The organism is Shewanella sp. S23-S33, from assembly GCF_043359565.1.
GTDB lineage: Bacteria > Pseudomonadota > Gammaproteobacteria > Enterobacterales > Shewanellaceae > Shewanella > Shewanella oncorhynchi.
In genome coordinates, this window is the sequence record NZ_JBHFFD010000029.1 from 50,239 (window position 1) to 65,932 (window position 15,694).

16 protein-coding genes, 1 tRNA gene and 1 rRNA gene are annotated in these 15,694 nt (G+C 45.5%); 12 read left to right on the plus strand and 6 right to left on the minus strand.

The genetic code is table 11. The features are described from left to right. Positions 1-210: 210 nt before the first annotated feature. The 4 genes from ACHA99_RS09025 to ACHA99_RS09040 form a co-directional block, all read right to left on the minus strand. Positions 211-1,671 (minus strand): thioesterase, encoded by a 1,461-nt coding sequence (locus ACHA99_RS09025; protein ID WP_393942283.1) that lies wholly within the window; start codon positions 1,669-1,671, stop codon positions 211-213. Positions 1,672-1,812: 141 nt separating this feature from the next. Then, positions 1,813-2,853, minus strand: a complete 1,041-nt coding sequence (locus tag ACHA99_RS09030) for an MJ1255/VC2487 family glycosyltransferase (protein ID WP_105251217.1) — start codon at positions 2,851-2,853, stop codon at positions 1,813-1,815. Between the two features lie 70 nt (positions 2,854-2,923). Continuing rightward, entirely contained in the window at positions 2,924-3,436 is a 513-nt protein-coding gene (locus ACHA99_RS09035; protein ID WP_105251216.1) for a phosphatase PAP2 family protein, read from the minus strand. A gap of 414 nt (positions 3,437-3,850) precedes the next feature. Next, positions 3,851-4,099, minus strand: a complete 249-nt coding sequence (locus ACHA99_RS09040) for a YgjV family protein (protein WP_113940145.1) — start codon at positions 4,097-4,099, stop codon at positions 3,851-3,853. Positions 4,100-4,423: 324 nt separating this feature from the next. Between ACHA99_RS09040 and rraA the strand changes: the two genes are divergently transcribed. The 12 genes from rraA (at position 4,424) to hemB (ending at position 15,195) form a co-directional block, all read left to right on the plus strand. After that, the gene (gene rraA, locus ACHA99_RS09045) at positions 4,424-4,909 is read left to right on the plus strand and encodes a ribonuclease E activity regulator RraA (protein ID WP_263164270.1); all 486 of its coding nucleotides are present in this window, start codon (positions 4,424-4,426) and stop codon (positions 4,907-4,909) included. Positions 4,910-5,038: 129 nt separating this feature from the next. Continuing rightward, positions 5,039-6,103 (plus strand): formimidoylglutamase, encoded by a 1,065-nt coding sequence (locus ACHA99_RS09050; RefSeq protein ID WP_393942287.1) that lies wholly within the window; start codon positions 5,039-5,041, stop codon positions 6,101-6,103. Between the two features lie 245 nt (positions 6,104-6,348). Next, positions 6,349-7,104: a bifunctional demethylmenaquinone methyltransferase/2-methoxy-6-polyprenyl-1,4-benzoquinol methylase UbiE gene (gene ubiE, locus ACHA99_RS09055; protein WP_006083326.1), complete on the plus strand. Its 756-nt coding sequence runs from the start codon at positions 6,349-6,351 to the stop codon at positions 7,102-7,104. Beyond that, positions 7,104-7,724 carry an SCP2 domain-containing protein gene (locus ACHA99_RS09060; RefSeq protein ID WP_263170154.1) on the plus strand — a complete coding sequence of 207 codons (621 nt, stop codon included), beginning with the start codon at positions 7,104-7,106 and terminating at the stop codon, positions 7,722-7,724. Before ubiE ends, ACHA99_RS09060 begins: the two co-directional genes overlap by 1 nt. Then, positions 7,721-9,370, plus strand: coding sequence for a ubiquinone biosynthesis regulatory protein kinase UbiB (gene ubiB / locus ACHA99_RS09065; RefSeq protein WP_131523492.1), 1,650 nt, complete (start codon positions 7,721-7,723; stop codon positions 9,368-9,370). The genes ACHA99_RS09060 and ubiB overlap by 4 nt, the downstream gene beginning before the upstream one ends. Before the next feature lie 59 nt (positions 9,371-9,429). Next, positions 9,430-9,669 carry a Sec-independent protein translocase subunit TatA gene (tatA, locus tag ACHA99_RS09070; protein ID WP_006083329.1) on the plus strand — a complete coding sequence of 80 codons (240 nt, stop codon included), beginning with the start codon at positions 9,430-9,432 and terminating at the stop codon, positions 9,667-9,669. 6 nt (positions 9,670-9,675) lie between these two features. Beyond that, a complete protein-coding gene (tatB, locus tag ACHA99_RS09075) occupies positions 9,676-10,164 on the plus strand; it encodes a Sec-independent protein translocase protein TatB (RefSeq protein ID WP_263173020.1) in 489 nt (162 codons plus the stop codon). 3 nt (positions 10,165-10,167) lie between these two features. Further along, positions 10,168-10,920 carry a twin-arginine translocase subunit TatC gene (gene tatC / locus ACHA99_RS09080; protein WP_393942293.1) on the plus strand — a complete coding sequence of 251 codons (753 nt, stop codon included), beginning with the start codon at positions 10,168-10,170 and terminating at the stop codon, positions 10,918-10,920. A 45-nt stretch (positions 10,921-10,965) separates the two neighbouring features. Then, positions 10,966-11,496: a hypothetical protein gene (locus ACHA99_RS09085; protein ID WP_393942295.1), complete on the plus strand. Its 531-nt coding sequence runs from the start codon at positions 10,966-10,968 to the stop codon at positions 11,494-11,496. Next, the gene (locus ACHA99_RS09090) at positions 11,496-12,299 is read left to right on the plus strand and encodes a TatD family hydrolase (protein ID WP_393942297.1); all 804 of its coding nucleotides are present in this window, start codon (positions 11,496-11,498) and stop codon (positions 12,297-12,299) included. Before ACHA99_RS09085 ends, ACHA99_RS09090 begins: the two co-directional genes overlap by 1 nt. Then, entirely contained in the window at positions 12,292-14,178 is a 1,887-nt protein-coding gene (locus ACHA99_RS09095; protein WP_393942299.1) for a diguanylate cyclase, read from the plus strand. The genes ACHA99_RS09090 and ACHA99_RS09095 overlap by 8 nt, the downstream gene beginning before the upstream one ends. 9 nt (positions 14,179-14,187) lie before the next feature. Beyond that, positions 14,188-15,195, plus strand: a complete 1,008-nt coding sequence (gene hemB / locus ACHA99_RS09100; protein ID WP_105251204.1) for a porphobilinogen synthase — start codon at positions 14,188-14,190, stop codon at positions 15,193-15,195. Positions 15,196-15,438: 243 nt separating this feature from the next. Here hemB and rrf read toward each other — a convergent pair. Together rrf and ACHA99_RS09110 are read right to left on the minus strand one after the other, a co-directional pair. After that, positions 15,439-15,554: ribosomal RNA gene (gene rrf / locus ACHA99_RS09105) — 5S ribosomal RNA — on the minus strand. Between the two features lie 37 nt (positions 15,555-15,591). Then, positions 15,592-15,667, minus strand: a tRNA-Thr gene (locus tag ACHA99_RS09110). Positions 15,668-15,694: the final 27 nt, after the last annotated feature.

The window sequence follows — 15,694 nt, forward strand, 5'->3', positions numbered from 1 at the left end:
GCCAAAGTTTATTTCAATTTACAAGTTAACCTACCGAACTTAGCACTCCATCGCAAGACTTGACGATGAATGTCGAAATATTTTTTTAATTTTAATGAGTAAAATAAATTTACTTATGAACCATTTATTAAAAATAAAAAGCGCTTTTACGTTGTTTGGAACACACATTGAAAGCACTTTCAAAACAAGGTTAAGCTCTTTAAAACTCAATCACTTTATGCCTTCAGTTTCAACCTTAGGTTGAGGTTCTGCACCGTCATTTGGCTTAGCCTCAGGCTTTGATTCCGGCGCTTTAATTGGCGCGGGTGGCGCCTCAGTCGCAGCAGGCTTATCTTGTTCCTGTGATACGTTTGGCTCCTGCAATGGTGCATTAACCTTAGGTGTCGATGAGCTTTGCTCTTCAGGTAAAGGCTCGACAATAATCACTGGCTCTTGTGGCACAGGCGTTTCACCTTCGGTAGATGTTGCCGCTTCTGACTCTGGCGCTAAGGTGCCGAGATCTTGGTTCGCAGGGCTTTCCACCGCATGTTTAGGTAATTGATTTCGATATAAATCAATCATACGCATCACCTCAGACAAGGCTTTACCATGCTCTGGAGTGAGAATGCCATTGTGCCCAGAGACGATTTCGTCCGACACGGCCAGTACCCATACGGCTTGCATATTGGCATCGGGGCAGGTTTGCACGGTACGACGAGCCTGCAGGCGAGCACGAATTTTCCAGCCTGATTGAGGCAGCGTCATCATACAGCCAGGGATTTGATCGTGCGCCATCAAGGCCGAAGGCATCTTCATTGGTGTAGTGCAATTGCCACCAGAGCATTTGTCAATATCGTGAGTAATAGCCCAAGAGTTCCCTACAGCGCGCTCGCCGTCCTTGATGTAATTGAAGGCTTCTTTCACTGCAAAATCCCCCTTCGATTGCAACACCACCATACTCGGTTTTTGTCTATCTAAGCTCACCAACGTATCTAATGGCTGATACTCTTTAGCAGGTACGGCAGGATTTAACAGTAAGAATAAATTAGGATTATCCTGCTGATTATCAATGGCGGCTTTGATGCGATCTTTACTCGCATGCAAAACAACAGCACCGCCAAGACTATGGCCAATCACAGTGTACCGCAGCAGTTTATGCTGTGTTACTAAGCTATCAAGCTTATCCAGCAGCTGTGATAGACCTAACTGCCCGATACGTTTAGCAACCCGTTTACGCTGTAAAATAGTGGGAAAATCTAAGGGTTCAATCCAACTTTTTGCATCATCTGAGCCATCGATCCAAAAAGGATCGTATTTATCGCCCCGCCAGCCAATATACAAACCCAACAAGTTGCGCTGGGTATCGGACGCGGCCATTTGCTGATAAAACTGCTCAAAGGCAATAAAGTTTTCATCCTTAGGCTCAGCGCTATGATGCCAGCCATGGACAAAAATCAATAATTCAGGGATCTGTGCAGGCTCTGGGTGTAAAATTCGCGTCTCTAAACCTTGCCATTGCCTTTCGTCGTGGGGCTGACCTTTATCATTAAACTCAATCACATGAAAATTTTGCTTAGCGATATCAGGGCCGGGGATGTGGTAAGCCTGATCTGGAATAAAAGGAAGTAGGACACAAAGTAATAACAACATTAAAAACAGTAACTTGTACTGAGTAAACTTTTTCAGGCTCATTTATAACAACATAATTAACGGCCAGGCTAGGCCAAAATAGACATGCTGAAAGGGACTAACAGCAAAATTGACGAAATTATACGCTAACGCCATTAACCCAGCTAGTGCCTAAGTTGCTTTTCATCTGAACAGCAATGCTGTTTAACGCCAAGTATCGGGAAGCGTGACTTGGCTCCATAACTCTTGGCACAGCGGCTGACTATTGTGCCAGTCGCCGCCGTTAATCCATTTAACGAGGGTATCCCCCACCTTTGGATATGCGATTGGATTAGGCGATGCCGTTTTAAGCCAGCGCTTAACTATGTTCACATCGAGACTCATCATGCTATCTGCAGCCGCTAAAAGTTGTAACGCCGCCACATTCGATAACTGCTCAAACTGGCCAATCAGTGGTTTGACTAAGAGTTTTTTACCTAAGGTTAATGCCTCGCTGGCAAGCTCAAAACCCGCATTGCCTATCACACCACCGCAGCTGGCAAGATGTTGCTTAAACCCTTCACGATTAAAACCGTGCCATTTAATATGTTCAGCAACTTGGCCTTTAGGTTGTTGGCTGTGATATACCAAAAACTGATAATCACTAAAATGAGACAGAAAATGAGCAATCATATCCGCATCTTCAAAAGGCAAATAAACTAAAATCTGATGCGTGTGTTCAAATGGGCTGGCATCCACTTCGACAAAAGGCGGCAAAATAGGGAAGCCAAAATGATGCCAATGACACCCCAGCGCCACATCCACTGGAGCAAAATAATTGAGCAGCATCTCATTAAACCAAGTGCTACCGAGTTTTGGCACCGGATGAGTTAACGCCGCCTGATGGCTAATACCAATGGATGGCACGCCTTGGCGCCGCGCAGCCCAAGCCGACACAGGTTCAAAGTCGTTGAGTACTAAATCGTAGCAACTGAGATCTAATGCTTTAATATCTTTAAATAACGACAAGGACAAATTTTGCCGGACAGTTTGTGGCACATTCACGCGCCCGGAGTGCGTCGCAAACGTCATTCCCGCTTGAACGCGATAATCGCCAAAGCACTCCATATCGAAAAACTGATCAGGCTTACGCCCCGAAAATAGAAAGTCCACTTCAATATCTTGTTTCATCAATGCTTTAGCCATGACGCGTGCACGACTTAAGTGGCCATTCCCTGTGCCTTGAACTCCGTAGAGTATTCGCATTACGTATCCTTAAACTGATGAGTGAAGGAGAATTCCCACTAATAAAATGATTAACAGGCGCATATTTGAATTAAATCACTGGATGAACCAGCAATACCGACCCAATCCCCAATGAGGCTCCCGCCAGAATATCTAAGGGATAATGCACGCCAAGTGCAATACGTGAGCCCCCTATGCTAAAAGCCCATAAATACGCAACAGGAGCTGCCGCTGGATAGATTTGCGCCACGCTCGTTGCCATCACAAAGGCCGCAGCTGTATGACCAGACGGTAAGCTGAAGCGATCCGATGGTTCAAAACCACTCTCAAATCCCACTAATGCATGGCATGGCCGTGTGCGACGAATACTATTTTTCAATAGTAAATACAGAGGTAACTCAACCAAAAAACTCGCTAACATCAAATTAAATAGAGCCTGCCCTTGAGCGTGCGTCAGCATCAAACCCACGGACAAATATAAATACACATGCCCATCGCCACTCGCTGACACCCGCTTTGCATGGGCATATAAACCATGGTGCTGGGTGAAGCTCACGATATGGCAAAACATTCGCTTATCTAAGTCTGCAACGTAACTCAACATAAAACAGGCTCCTTGCTGGCATACCAGCGAGTTTTACTGCGATGTTAATCTGTGCATTCTCTCGACGACGCTTAGAGTGCTTAGTCTGCAACCAACCGACTCACCAAGGCTCTATTCACGATTGAATTCGTTATTGACTGCTCACGGCTAATTTACTGTTTGCTAATAGTTAAACCTAAATCACATTAGCTAAAGCACTATTAGATAGCTTGAGACTAAGAAAGACCTGTGACGGCTAAGTGACATCTGCTCGAAGGTTTTATGACAAGAAGCATGGCTGAGGTTTTGATCTAGAAGGATTCTAGGGACGTTATGCTGGGGCTAAGGGATTTATTTAGAAATAGCGATAGGACTGAGACAGGATATTGTGTTGCTCTAAACGTTAATCTCAAGAGCAACACAATCCAATAAAACTTAGGCTGCGGCGGGAGTATTTGCCTTAGCACGGTAAATTTTTGTCAAATGGTAAATATTAATACAAGCAACAAACGCATTCATGCCGGCCACAGGCCAAGCAGAAATAAACACCCCATAAACCACAAACAGAGTGCATCCTACAAAATTCAACCATCGCAACCAAATGATATTCTTCATCATTAGAGAGATCGCCACCATTATAGAGGCAAAATAACCAATAATTTCAATCGTATTTACAGCTTCCATAGGCACCTCTCGAAGGCCCTCTACCGTCCATAAGCGTAACGGGGGGTCCATGCCCCTAAAGCAAATTAAGTTAAGTAAGTTAATTTAAACTTGGGATATAATACCAAAGTGCGCAACAGAGTTGTAATAAAAAACCGTTATTTAATGACCAATATCAAGTTTTACCGAATAAATTCTATAGTGTGACGAAAATTTACTACAGATGTGTTAACAGCCAAGTGGCAACAATACCGTGATTGATAACACTTTTCTTTTCAATAATCCCTTTTATACTGGCGTAAACTCGCTAAACTGTACGCAACGCGGATCAATAGGAGTGTAAATATGGAATACAACACCTCAGAACTATGTGACATGTACTTAGATGTCGTAGATGTAGTCGAGCCCATGTTCAGTAACTACGGTGGTTGTAGCTCTTTTGGCGGTTCTATTAGCACCATCAAGTGCTTTGAAGACAACGGCCTAATTACCGAAGTCCTACAAGAGGATGGCCAAGGTAAAGTCTTACTCATTGATGGCGGTGGCTCATTACGCCGTGCGCTGATCGATGGCGCTATCGCAGAACTTGCGGTCAGCAACAACTGGGAAGGCATTATCGTTTACGGTTCTGTGCGCGATGTGGATGCATTGGAAGAGTTAGACATTGGAATTCAGGCCCTTGCCTCTATTCCAGTGGGTGCTGATAGCAATTCAGTGGGCGAAGTGGAAATTCCAGTCAATTTTGGCGGTGTGACTTTCTTACCCGGCGATCACATTTATGCTGATAACACAGGTGTGATTTTATCACCTGAACCACTCGACATTGAGTAGTCTCACTGTTCAGTCAAGAAAGCCAGCTAAGCTGGCTTTTTTATTCACTATTTTCAGCGTTTCCCCATTGAATCCTCGCCCTACTCTGGCCACAATAGCTCGACTCTGGCCGAATAAGAATATCAATCTATGCCTGAATTTATTCCTTTTACCCATACCGATATCGCCTCACTCGTCAGCACAAGAACGGGCGAAACTAAGCTAGGCCAATGCGTCCACCTGGCCAATCACGAACACACGTTAGAGACCATACTCGCGACTGCAAAAGCTCACGGTGCATGCTTTGCCATTATCGGCGTTGGCGAAGATATAGGCCCACGTGCTAATTTAGGCCGCGGCGGTGCAACCGATGCGTTCACAACCAGTATGCGCCAATGGCTCAATTTACAATCGAATCGTTTTCTTTCTGGCGCCGAATGCCTAGTGTTAGGCCAAGTGAACACCGCCGATCTGCAGCAACAAACTACGAGCAATACAACAGCTAACAGTGACGTCACCTTAGATGAATTACGTGATGCAGTGGAACTACTCGATGAGCGCGTGATCTGTATCGTCAGTGCTATTTTAAAAGCGGGTTTAGAACCCATACTCATCGGCGGCGGCCACAACAATGCCTATGGTTTGTTGATGGCAACCTACGGCCACTACCAACGCCAAGTCGCCGCGGTGAATCTCGATCCTCATTCGGATTTTCGCCTGCTCGAAGGCCGTCACAGCGGCAATGGTTTTAGTTATGCAGCCGATCGCGGCGCCTTAGGTTGCTACCATGTACTGGGTTTACACGAGTTAAAAAACAGCGAAGCCAACCTAAGCCAACTCAGCGAATTTGGGGGAACTTGGCATAGCTTGCAACAAATTTGGGTTCGCCGTGAAATCAGCCTTAACCAAGCTTTACTTGAAATCGCCGCCAAACTAAATGACACAGGTTTACCCGTAGGATTAGAACTTGACGTCGATGCTATCGCTAAAATGCCCAGTAGCGCTTCAACCGCTGCAGGTGTGCCATTGCTCGATGCGGCGCATTATGTCAGCTATATCGCCCGCCACTGCCCATGCGCATATTTGCATTTAGCCGAGGCTGCACCAAGTTGCCACGAAGCTGGGATTGAAGCCGGTTTTAGGGATGTTGGCCAAAGCCTAAGCGAGCTTATCTACGCTTATGTGCAGGCTCGCATGCAATTTTTGGCGCAATGAATATCACCAGTTGCACCCAACTGGACGCTAAGCTATTCACCAAATCCTGATATTGTGGTCTAATGCCAGTCCATTTTACGTGGTCGCTAAGCACTTAATCCTACGACTGTTCAGGAGTGCCTCAAGCTAAGGCATTGCAGTTAGTTTACTAGCTCGATCACAGAGTGATAGATCAAAGATTCAGCAAATGCAGGCGATGGCTTACACTCGCAACTAATACATTGCAAAACAATAGGAACACATTGATGTCTGAGGGCGAATCTAAAAGTACCCACTTTGGTTACAAAACCGTAGAGGCCGATAAAAAGGCTGAACTCGTTGCCGGCGTGTTTCATTCTGTTGCCGCTAAGTACGACATAATGAACGATGTGATGTCCTTCGGCATTCACCGTTTTTGGAAGCGTTACACCATTGAAGTCTCTGGCGCACGTCCCGGCATGAAAGTGCTCGATTTGGCCGGCGGCACAGGTGACTTAACCGCAAAATTCTCTCACTTAGTGGGCGATAAAGGTGAAGTGGTTTTAGCTGACATTAACGATTCCATGTTGAAAGTCGGGCGCACTAAACTGCGTGACAAGGGCATAGTCAACAATGTCAGTTATGTGCAAGCCAACGCCGAAGCACTGCCGTTTCCCGATAACCACTTCGACATCATTACCATCGCCTTTGGTCTGCGTAACGTGACGGATAAAGATGCAGCACTGCGTTCAATGAACCGCGTGCTTAAGCCCGGTGGCAAGTTATTAGTGCTTGAGTTCTCTAAGCCTCAGCATGAAATCATGCGCAAAGTGTATGATTTATATAGCTTCAAAGTCTTACCTAAGATGGGCGAACTCATCACTAAAGATGCCGACAGCTATGAATATCTGGCTGAATCGATTCGTATGCATCCAGATCAAGATACATTAAAGCAAATGATGGTTGATGCAGGCTTTGAACAAGTCGACTACACCAACATGACCGACGGCATTGTCGCATTGCACCGTGGTTATAAATTCTAATGATGCCGCAAGAAGTTGTGCTGCTTGCCTGCGCCGCAATTGAAACGGGTCTGAAAAAACTTCAGGCCCAAGCGGGCGACGATTATTCGCGCCAGCGCCAGTTGCATGGCAAAGTGTTTCGTATCCAATTATCGCAGCTCAGCTGGCCATTCTATTTAGTGTTTGCCAAAGAGATCCAAGTACTGAGCCGCTATGAAGGCGATGTTGATGTCAGTCTACATGCCGATGCGACGACGCTTTACCGCGTGTCCGAAGGCGCCAACCTAACTGAACTAATCAAGCAAGATAAACTCAAGCTTGAGGGCGATCTCAATTTATTACAAAGCTTTAGCCAATATCTACGCGGTATCGAGTTTGACTTTGCCGAGCCAGTTTCCCGTTATTTAGGTGATGGTCCCACTCACAAACTCATCTGTTCTAGCCATCTGGCAAAAGACTTTGCACTCGAAGTGTTGCGTAAAACCCGCTCCCACTTAGGGCAACTCGCAGTTGAAGAGTATCGCCTCGCACCGCACCCAATTGAGTTAATGCACTTTCGCGATCAAATGGATGATTTAGTTGCCGACACTCGCGCGATTGAACAACGGATTGCCCAATTAAGAGACCAAATTAAGCCATGACCTTTGCCAGTATCCGCCGCGGTTACCACGTCATCAAGACCTTACTTCAGTACGGGTTAGATGACGTATTGCCGCCAAAGATGACACCTTGGTACTTTAAGCTCGCCCGTAACAGCCTATTCTGGATCCGCAATAAGCATAAAAATAAGCCCGGTGGCGAACGCTTAAAACTGGCGATGCAGGAACTCGGCCCCGTTTATATCAAGCTTGGGCAAATGCTCTCAACCCGCCGCGATTTACTCAGCGATGAATGGGCCAGTGAATTGGCCATGCTACAGGACAAGGTGCCGCCCTTTGATGGTGCACTTGCCCGCCAAGCGATTGAAGCTGAGCTAAAAGCGCCGATTGAATCGCTATTCGATGACTTTAATGAAACGCCACTGGCCTCAGCCTCTATTTCTCAGGTGCATACCGCGACCCTCAAATCTAACGGCAAAGACGTCGTACTTAAGGTGCTACGCCCGAATGTAGAAGCCAAGATTCAAGCCGATCTGCAGTTGATGTCGCAAACGGCCAAACTGATTGAATACCTCCTCGGTGAAGGTAACCGACTGCGCCCTGCTGAAGTGATCGAAGATTACCGCGTGACCATTTTAGGCGAGTTAAACCTTAAGCTCGAAGCCTTAAACGCAGTCAAGCTACGCAACAACTTCCTCAACTCAGATGCGCTCTATGTGCCTTATGTGTATGAAGAGTTTTGCTATCCACGCCTGATGGTGATGGAACGTATTTACGGTATTTCTGTCTCGGATATTGCCGCCCTTAAAGCGCAAGGTACCAACTTTAAGTTATTGGCCGAGCGGGGTGTTGAACTATTTTTTACCCAAGTATTCCGCGATAACTTTTTCCATGCCGACATGCATCCGGGCAATATCTTTATTTCCCGCGATCATCCTGAGAACCCATACTACATTGGGCTCGACTGCGGCATTATGGGCACACTCAGCGAAGTCGATAAGCGCTATCTCGCCGAGAATTTCCTCGCCTTCTTTAATCGCGATTATCACAGAATTGCCCAGCTCTATATTGAGTCTGGCTGGGTATCGGAAAAAACCGATCTACAAGCTTTTGAACAGGCCATCAAAGTGGTGTGTGAACCTATGTTCAACAAGCCGCTCGACGAGATCTCCTTTGGTCATGTGTTACTGGAATTATTCCGCACTGCGCGCCACTTCGATATCGTGGTGCAACCGCAATTGGTATTGTTGGAAAAAACCTTACTCTACATCGAAGGCTTAGGTCGTCAGCTGTATCCGCAGTTGGATTTATGGCAAACCGCCAAACCCTTTTTAGAGCAGTGGATGGCCGACCAAGTCGGTCCTAAAGCTATGTTTAAAAAGGTATCCACAAAACTGCCATATTGGGCTGATAAACTACCTGAATTCCCTGAACTAATTTACGATAATCTTAAGTTAGGCAGGAAATTGCTGAGTTCTCAGCAACAAATGCTAGATAAGTATTTGAAATATCAGCAGCAGGCACACAAGAGTAACTACTTGCTTATCACTTCTGCCGTTTTATTGATCTGTGGCACGTTATTGATTAATAGAGACGCTACACTATGGACCCCTTATGTTTGTCTAATTTCAGGCATGATATTGTGGTTTGTAGGATGGCGATCTAGGCCAAAGAATCGCAAATTTTAGCTAGCACTAATTAATCAGAGGTTCATAATAGAACCGATATCAATTAAGAGGATACCTTCATGGGTGGTATTAGTATTTGGCAACTGCTTATCGTTGCGTTAATCGTTGTCTTGTTGTTTGGAACTAAGAAATTACGCTCTTTGGGTGGTGATTTAGGTGGTGCGGTTAAAGGCTTCAAAAACGCCATGTCTTCAGAAGAAGACAAGAAGGCATTAGAAGACACCGAAGCGGCTAAAACAGCGCAAACAACTCAACAGGCGACTGAAAAGAAACCTGAGTCTAACAAAGAACAGGCGTAACTCTTTATGTTTGACGGTATCGGCTTTATGGAGCTGCTGCTGATCGGTGTTTTGGGGCTAGTGGTTCTTGGCCCCGAACGTCTACCGGTTGCGGTGCGTTCGGTAACGAGTTGGATCCGTGCGATGAAACGCATGGCGAACTCGGTAAAAGAAGAACTTGAGCAGGAGCTGAAGATCGAGCAGTTACATGCCGATCTTAAAAAAGCCGAGAGCAAAGGTTTATCTAACCTCTCACCTGAACTCAAAGAGTCTATTGAGCAACTAAAGCAAGCGGCACAGTCAGTGAACCGCCCTTATCAGGTTCAGGATCCGTCAAAAGACACCCCTGCGCCTGAGAATCAAATTCACACACCTGCTCAAGTGAATCTAGTTCAAGCTAGCCAAACTAATCCAACAGCCACTGTAGAGGCGAGTCCAACATCGGCCTCTCCCGCTGCTTCAAGTGAGCCATCTCAGGGCGTGGATACCAGTTCTAACCCGAAAGCCAACGGATAATTCATGTCGCAACAGCAGCCACTTATCAGCCATTTGCTTGAACTTAGGTCCAAGCTGCTAAAATCCATTGCCAGTGTGTTATTAGTGTTCATTTGTAGTGTGTACTGGGCAAATGATATCTACCACTACATGGCAATACCTTTAATGCAGTCTTTACCTCTTGGTGGCAGCATGATTGCGACGGATGTCGCTGCACCATTTTTTGCACCTTTCAAACTAACCCTCGTTTTATCATTTTTTGTGGCAGTGCCCTACGTGTTATTTCAAATTTGGTCCTTCGTGGCACCGGGTTTATATAAACATGAAAAACGCTTAGTGATGCCACTGCTATTCAGCAGTACCTTATTGTTTTATCTCGGTATTGCATTTGCTTATTATCTTGTATTCCCTGTTGTTTTTGGTTTTTTTGCTAACAATGCGCCTGAGGGAGTTCAAGTTGCGACAGACATTACTAGTTACCTTAACTTTATTCTGAAGCTGTTCTTTGCCTTTGGTCTATCCTTTGAAATCCCCATTGCCGTTGTTTTACTCTGCTGGTCAGGTGTCACTACACCTGAAGATCTCAAGCAAAAACGTCCTTATATCATAGTGGGCGCCTTTGTCGTCGGCATGCTATTAACCCCACCGGATGTGATTTCCCAGACTATGCTTGCTGTACCAATGCTGTTATTGTTCGAAGGCGGTTTATTAGCGGCTCGTTTCTACAGCAAACCAGATGACGAGTCAGGCGAAGATACTGAACAAACAAACGACTAACGCCCTCGAAGGCGTTAGGGGAATAATATAATAAGGAACATTCTCATGCGCTTAACTCTTATCACGGCAGTGATAATGCTTGTATCTGTCCAAGCAAATGCCAGCATTGAACAGCAGCTAACCCAATGTGCAGCAACCGCCGATAAACTCGACCGCTTGATTTGCTATGACAAGCTAGCAGAAAGCGTAAAAGGCATGACACCTAACACCATTAGCACTCAAGCGATACCGGCTACAGTAGCAACAGTTGCAGCCCCTACGACTGCAGCTGCGATAGTGACAACCGCCCCCCAAACGCCAGCGGCAAAAATTGCCGATGACTTTGGGATGGAAGCCAAGCGTGCTCAAGAAAATACTGTCGATAAGATTTATTTAGAGATTCAATCTATAGCTGAAGATGCTTACGGAGCCATTAAAGTGACTTTCACTAACAGTCAGGTATGGAAACAAACTGATGGCCGTAAGTACAATGTTAAGCAAGGTGAAACTGTCTATATTGAAAAAGCCGCTTTAGGTTCTTTTTTAATGGGTACCGATGATCGCAATGCCAAGGTTCGGGTAAAACGCCTAAAATAATGCCCTCATACATAGATATCGCTGTCAATTTACTTGGCAGCGCACTCGAACAAGATACTGTATCGATAATACAAGCAGCGGCGGACCAAGGGGTTTCGCCGTTAATTGTTATTGGCAGCGATTTAACTGAAAGTGCGGCAGCCATTGCTGTATGCGAGCAATATCCTAACCAACTTTACTGCACTGCTGGTGTGCATCCCCACCATGCCAGTGGTTGGCATGATGGCTCAAACTCTCGACAAGCTGAACTCTGTCACGCACCGCAAGTGGTTGCCGTTGGCGAATGTGGTTTAGACTACAATCGTGATTTCTCCCCGAGACCTATCCAGCGCCAAGCTTTTATTGCCCAACTCGCCTTAGCCGTTGAACTGCAAATGCCGGTGCTAATGCACGAACGCGATGCCCACGAAGACTTTATTGCTATCCTGCGGGAATATCGCCCACAGCTTAGTGGCGCGCTTTTGCATTGTTTCACTGGCACTCACGCACAGATGGAAGCCTATATTGACCTCGATTTACACTTAGGCATAACAGGTTGGGTCTGCGATGAAAGACGCGGCCAAGAACTCGCGCAACTCGTTCCCTTTATTCCGCAGAATCGCATTTTAATCGAGACAGATAGCCCTTACCTACTCCCCCGTAGTATGCGGCCCAAGCCTAAATCGAGCAAAAACAAGCCCGAATACCTTCCTTATATCGCAAATTATATTGCAAACCTACGCGGAGAAGATGCGGATGAGTTTGCAAAACGTTGCTACCAAAATAGCTTAGCGTTTTTTAATTTGGATCGAATCCATGCTTAACAAAAACATGCCACTCATACTCTTGCTGTGGCTATGGATATGCCCAACACAGGCCTTGGCAACCCTATTGAGCATTGACGAGTCAACCACGACGCCTTTAAACCTTACGCCTTGGTTAATGGTCAGCCACCCTACACCAGCAAAAGAACTGGCCGAAATACAAGCTTTGCCAAAAACTGATTGGCATAACTTTACCAATAAAGACATTCAAAAACTCAGCGGCCATGATTTTTGGCTCAGTTTCAGCTTAACCAGCCCTGACGAAACACTTTCGCGCATTTTAGCGCTAGATAACCCTTTGTTAGACAAGGTAACTATCTACCATTTAGTCAATAATAAACTCATGAATACTGTGCTGATGGGTGATATATTCCCCTATGAGGATCGACCATTCTTGAGTAATATTTTCCTATATCCTTTCAAAATCAACACAGATGACTCCCATACTTTCTATCTGCATATTCAAACTGAAGGTAGTGCTGCAGTACCATTAAACCTATGGTCTTCTAATGACTTAGCTCAAATTGCCGAATCTACCGCCGTTGAGCATGGATTCCAACTCGGTGTACTTGCCGCAATTGGCATTTTTAGTCTTTTTATCGCCATAGCATCGGGCTCATTCAGCTACAGCTATTACTCTGGCTATGTACTTAGCATGACCTTACTCGTTGCCACGATTAACGGTTTTGCCTTCCGATTCCTCTGGCCAGACTGGCCGCTATTACAGCAAGTTATGGTGCCGTTTTTACTGCCAATCGTTATGGCATTTGCGTTAATGTTTACTGAAAAAATATTACAGCTCAAATATTTAAACCGCCGTATGTTACTCACTTGTCGCTATAGTGCTGTGTATATCCTCTGTGTGGGACTTGCCACACCTTTCATCCAATATGGTACAGCGTTATATATTGAGATCATTTCAGTTGCTGTACTCAGCTTGGTCCTCATGGTCTTTGCCATTACTCAGGCCATCAATGGCCATAAACTGGCCCGTATGTATACTGTAGGTTGGGTGAGTATGCTGACAGGCGCTTGCATCAGTAGCTTGCTATATCTCAGCGTGATTGACCTCAATTTAAAACCGCAAACGCCTGTGATGCTTGGGCTGACATTTGAAATCATCTTTATGTCTTTGGTACTTGCCATTCGTTATAACGATGAGCGTAAAGCTAAACTGCGTATCCAGCAAGAAGCCTTAAAGCAAGCACAAAAAATTCGTAGTGCGCGGGAAGAAGCCCTAAAAGCGGAAGCCGAGAGCAATGAGAAACTCGAACAAATGGTGCAAGAGCGTACTTTAGAACTGGAAATCACCCTCAGAGAATTGCATGAGGTGAATCAAAAGCTCACCGAACAAAGCACTATCGACAGTTTAACTGGGGTCAAAAACCGCAGTGCCTTTGATAAACGTTTAATCGCTGAAAGCCGGATCAGTCGCAGGCAAGAAACACCCATAGCACTGTTAATGCTTGATATTGATCGCTTCAAGCTGATCAACGACAGATTCGGTCATCTTGCAGGCGATCAAGCATTACGTACAATAGCTCAAACATTACAGCAGCATTTAAAACGGCCAACGGATCTAGTGTCACGTTTTGGGGGGGAGGAATTTGCTATCATCCTTCCTAATACAACTGCAGAAGGTGCACTCCAAGTTGCTGAAACAATAAGAGACGCTGTTGCCTCTATTCATTTTGAATGGGAAGGTGAAGCGATACCTTTGACTATCAGTATCGGAGTCAGTGCCGATATAGTGACCCACGATCAACACAGTACTAAATTACTAGAACAAGCAGATAAAGCCCTCTACCAAGCAAAAAACGGTGGGCGTAATCAAGTCAGCTTGTATTTGTCGGATCAAGCAAGACCAGTACCTAATTAGGAGTCAAATGTGAATATCATTACCAGTGCCTTCCCTCAGCGTAGAATGCGCCGCATGCGTAAACATGATTTTAGCCGTCGCCTCATGGCCGAAAATCATCTAACTGTCAATGACTTGATTTACCCAATGTTTATTCTAGAAGGCACTAATCGCAGTGAAAAAATAGCCTCTATGCCCGGTGTTGAACGCTACTCGATAGACTTGCTACTGAAAGAAGCTGAAGAACTGGTTGAGTTAGGTATCCCATTGATCGCACTTTTCCCTGTGACACCTGCAGAGAAAAAAACATTAATGGCAGAAGAAGCCTATAACGCAGATGCCCTAGTGCAACGTGCAGTGCGCGAGCTCAAAAAAGCCTTTCCACAGCTAGGCATCATGACTGACGTGGCACTAGATCCTTTCACCACTCACGGTCAAGACGGCATCATAGACGAAACGGGTTATATCCTTAACGATATCACCACCGAGATTTTAGTGAAGCAAGCACTGTCACACGCCGATGCTGGAGCTGACATCATTGCACCATCGGACATGATGGATGGCCGTATTGGCGCGATTCGCCAAGCATTAGAAGCGGCAGGGCACGTCAACACCCAAATCATGGCTTACTCGGCAAAATACTCTTCAAACTACTACGGTCCATTCCGTGATGCCGTAGGCTCAGCGGGTAACCTCAAAGGTGGCAATAAGCATAGCTATCAAATGGATCCAGCGAACAGTGACGAAGCTTTGCATGAAGTCGCACTCGATATCCAAGAAGGAGCAGATATGGTGATGGTTAAACCAGGTATGCCGTATTTAGATATAGTGCATCGCGTTAAAACTGAACTTGCAGTGCCAACATTCGCCTATCAAGTCAGTGGTGAATACGCCATGCATATGGCTGCAATCCAGAATGGATGGTTAGCCGAAAAGGCCATCGTCATGGAGTCCCTACTCTGCTTTAAACGTGCAGGCGCAGACGGTATTTTAACTTACTTCGCTAAACGTGCTGCCCAGTGGCTTAAAGAAGCTTAAGCAACCTAATGCGAAAGTACCACTTCAAAGCAGCCTTCTGGCTGCTTTTTTTTATCGATTAATAGTGAAAAATCTGGAAGCAAAGCTTGTGTATTGAGGGGAAGAAAAGACTCGCCAACAAAGCTAATAGCAATACTTACAGTCGGCAGCATTACTATTAGTGCAAATAATGTTACAGATTACAAAAGCAAAAAAGCCAGCTTATTCAGCTGGCTTGGTTACATCTCAATGAGATAATTAGGCGCTTGGCGATGACCTACTCTCACATGGGGAGACCCCACACTACCATCGGCGCGTTTGCGTTTCACTTCTGAGTTCGGGATGGGATCAGGTGGTTCCACAAGGCTATTGTCACCAAGCAAATTCTTTATTCTAGGATTAAACACTAGATTGTAATGGTGCTGATACCCAGAATCGAACTGGGGACCTCATCCTTACCAAGGATGCGCTCTACCGACTGAGCCATATCAGCAATTCTATACTAATCAATTAAGATTAT

Coding starts and splice junctions, on each gene's coding strand:
- ubiB (WP_131523492.1), top strand. CDS start 7,721: ATGACCTTTGCCAGTATCCGCCGCGGTTACCACGTCATCAAGACCTTA.
- ACHA99_RS09030 (WP_105251217.1), bottom strand. CDS start 2,853: ATGCGAATACTCTACGGAGTTCAAGGCACAGGGAATGGCCACTTAAGT.
- ubiE (WP_006083326.1), top strand. CDS start 6,349: ATGTCTGAGGGCGAATCTAAAAGTACCCACTTTGGTTACAAAACCGTA.
- ACHA99_RS09050 (WP_393942287.1), top strand. CDS start 5,039: ATGCCTGAATTTATTCCTTTTACCCATACCGATATCGCCTCACTCGTC.
- ACHA99_RS09085 (WP_393942295.1), top strand. CDS start 10,966: ATGCGCTTAACTCTTATCACGGCAGTGATAATGCTTGTATCTGTCCAA.
- ACHA99_RS09025 (WP_393942283.1), bottom strand. CDS start 1,671: ATGAGCCTGAAAAAGTTTACTCAGTACAAGTTACTGTTTTTAATGTTG.
- tatB (WP_263173020.1), top strand. CDS start 9,676: ATGTTTGACGGTATCGGCTTTATGGAGCTGCTGCTGATCGGTGTTTTG.
- ACHA99_RS09035 (WP_105251216.1), bottom strand. CDS start 3,436: ATGTTGAGTTACGTTGCAGACTTAGATAAGCGAATGTTTTGCCATATC.
- rraA (WP_263164270.1), top strand. CDS start 4,424: ATGGAATACAACACCTCAGAACTATGTGACATGTACTTAGATGTCGTA.
- ACHA99_RS09060 (WP_263170154.1), top strand. CDS start 7,104: ATGATGCCGCAAGAAGTTGTGCTGCTTGCCTGCGCCGCAATTGAAACG.
- ACHA99_RS09095 (WP_393942299.1), top strand. CDS start 12,292: ATGCTTAACAAAAACATGCCACTCATACTCTTGCTGTGGCTATGGATA.
- tatC (WP_393942293.1), top strand. CDS start 10,168: ATGTCGCAACAGCAGCCACTTATCAGCCATTTGCTTGAACTTAGGTCC.
- ACHA99_RS09090 (WP_393942297.1), top strand. CDS start 11,496: ATGCCCTCATACATAGATATCGCTGTCAATTTACTTGGCAGCGCACTC.
- tatA (WP_006083329.1), top strand. CDS start 9,430: ATGGGTGGTATTAGTATTTGGCAACTGCTTATCGTTGCGTTAATCGTT.
- ACHA99_RS09040 (WP_113940145.1), bottom strand. CDS start 4,099: ATGGAAGCTGTAAATACGATTGAAATTATTGGTTATTTTGCCTCTATA.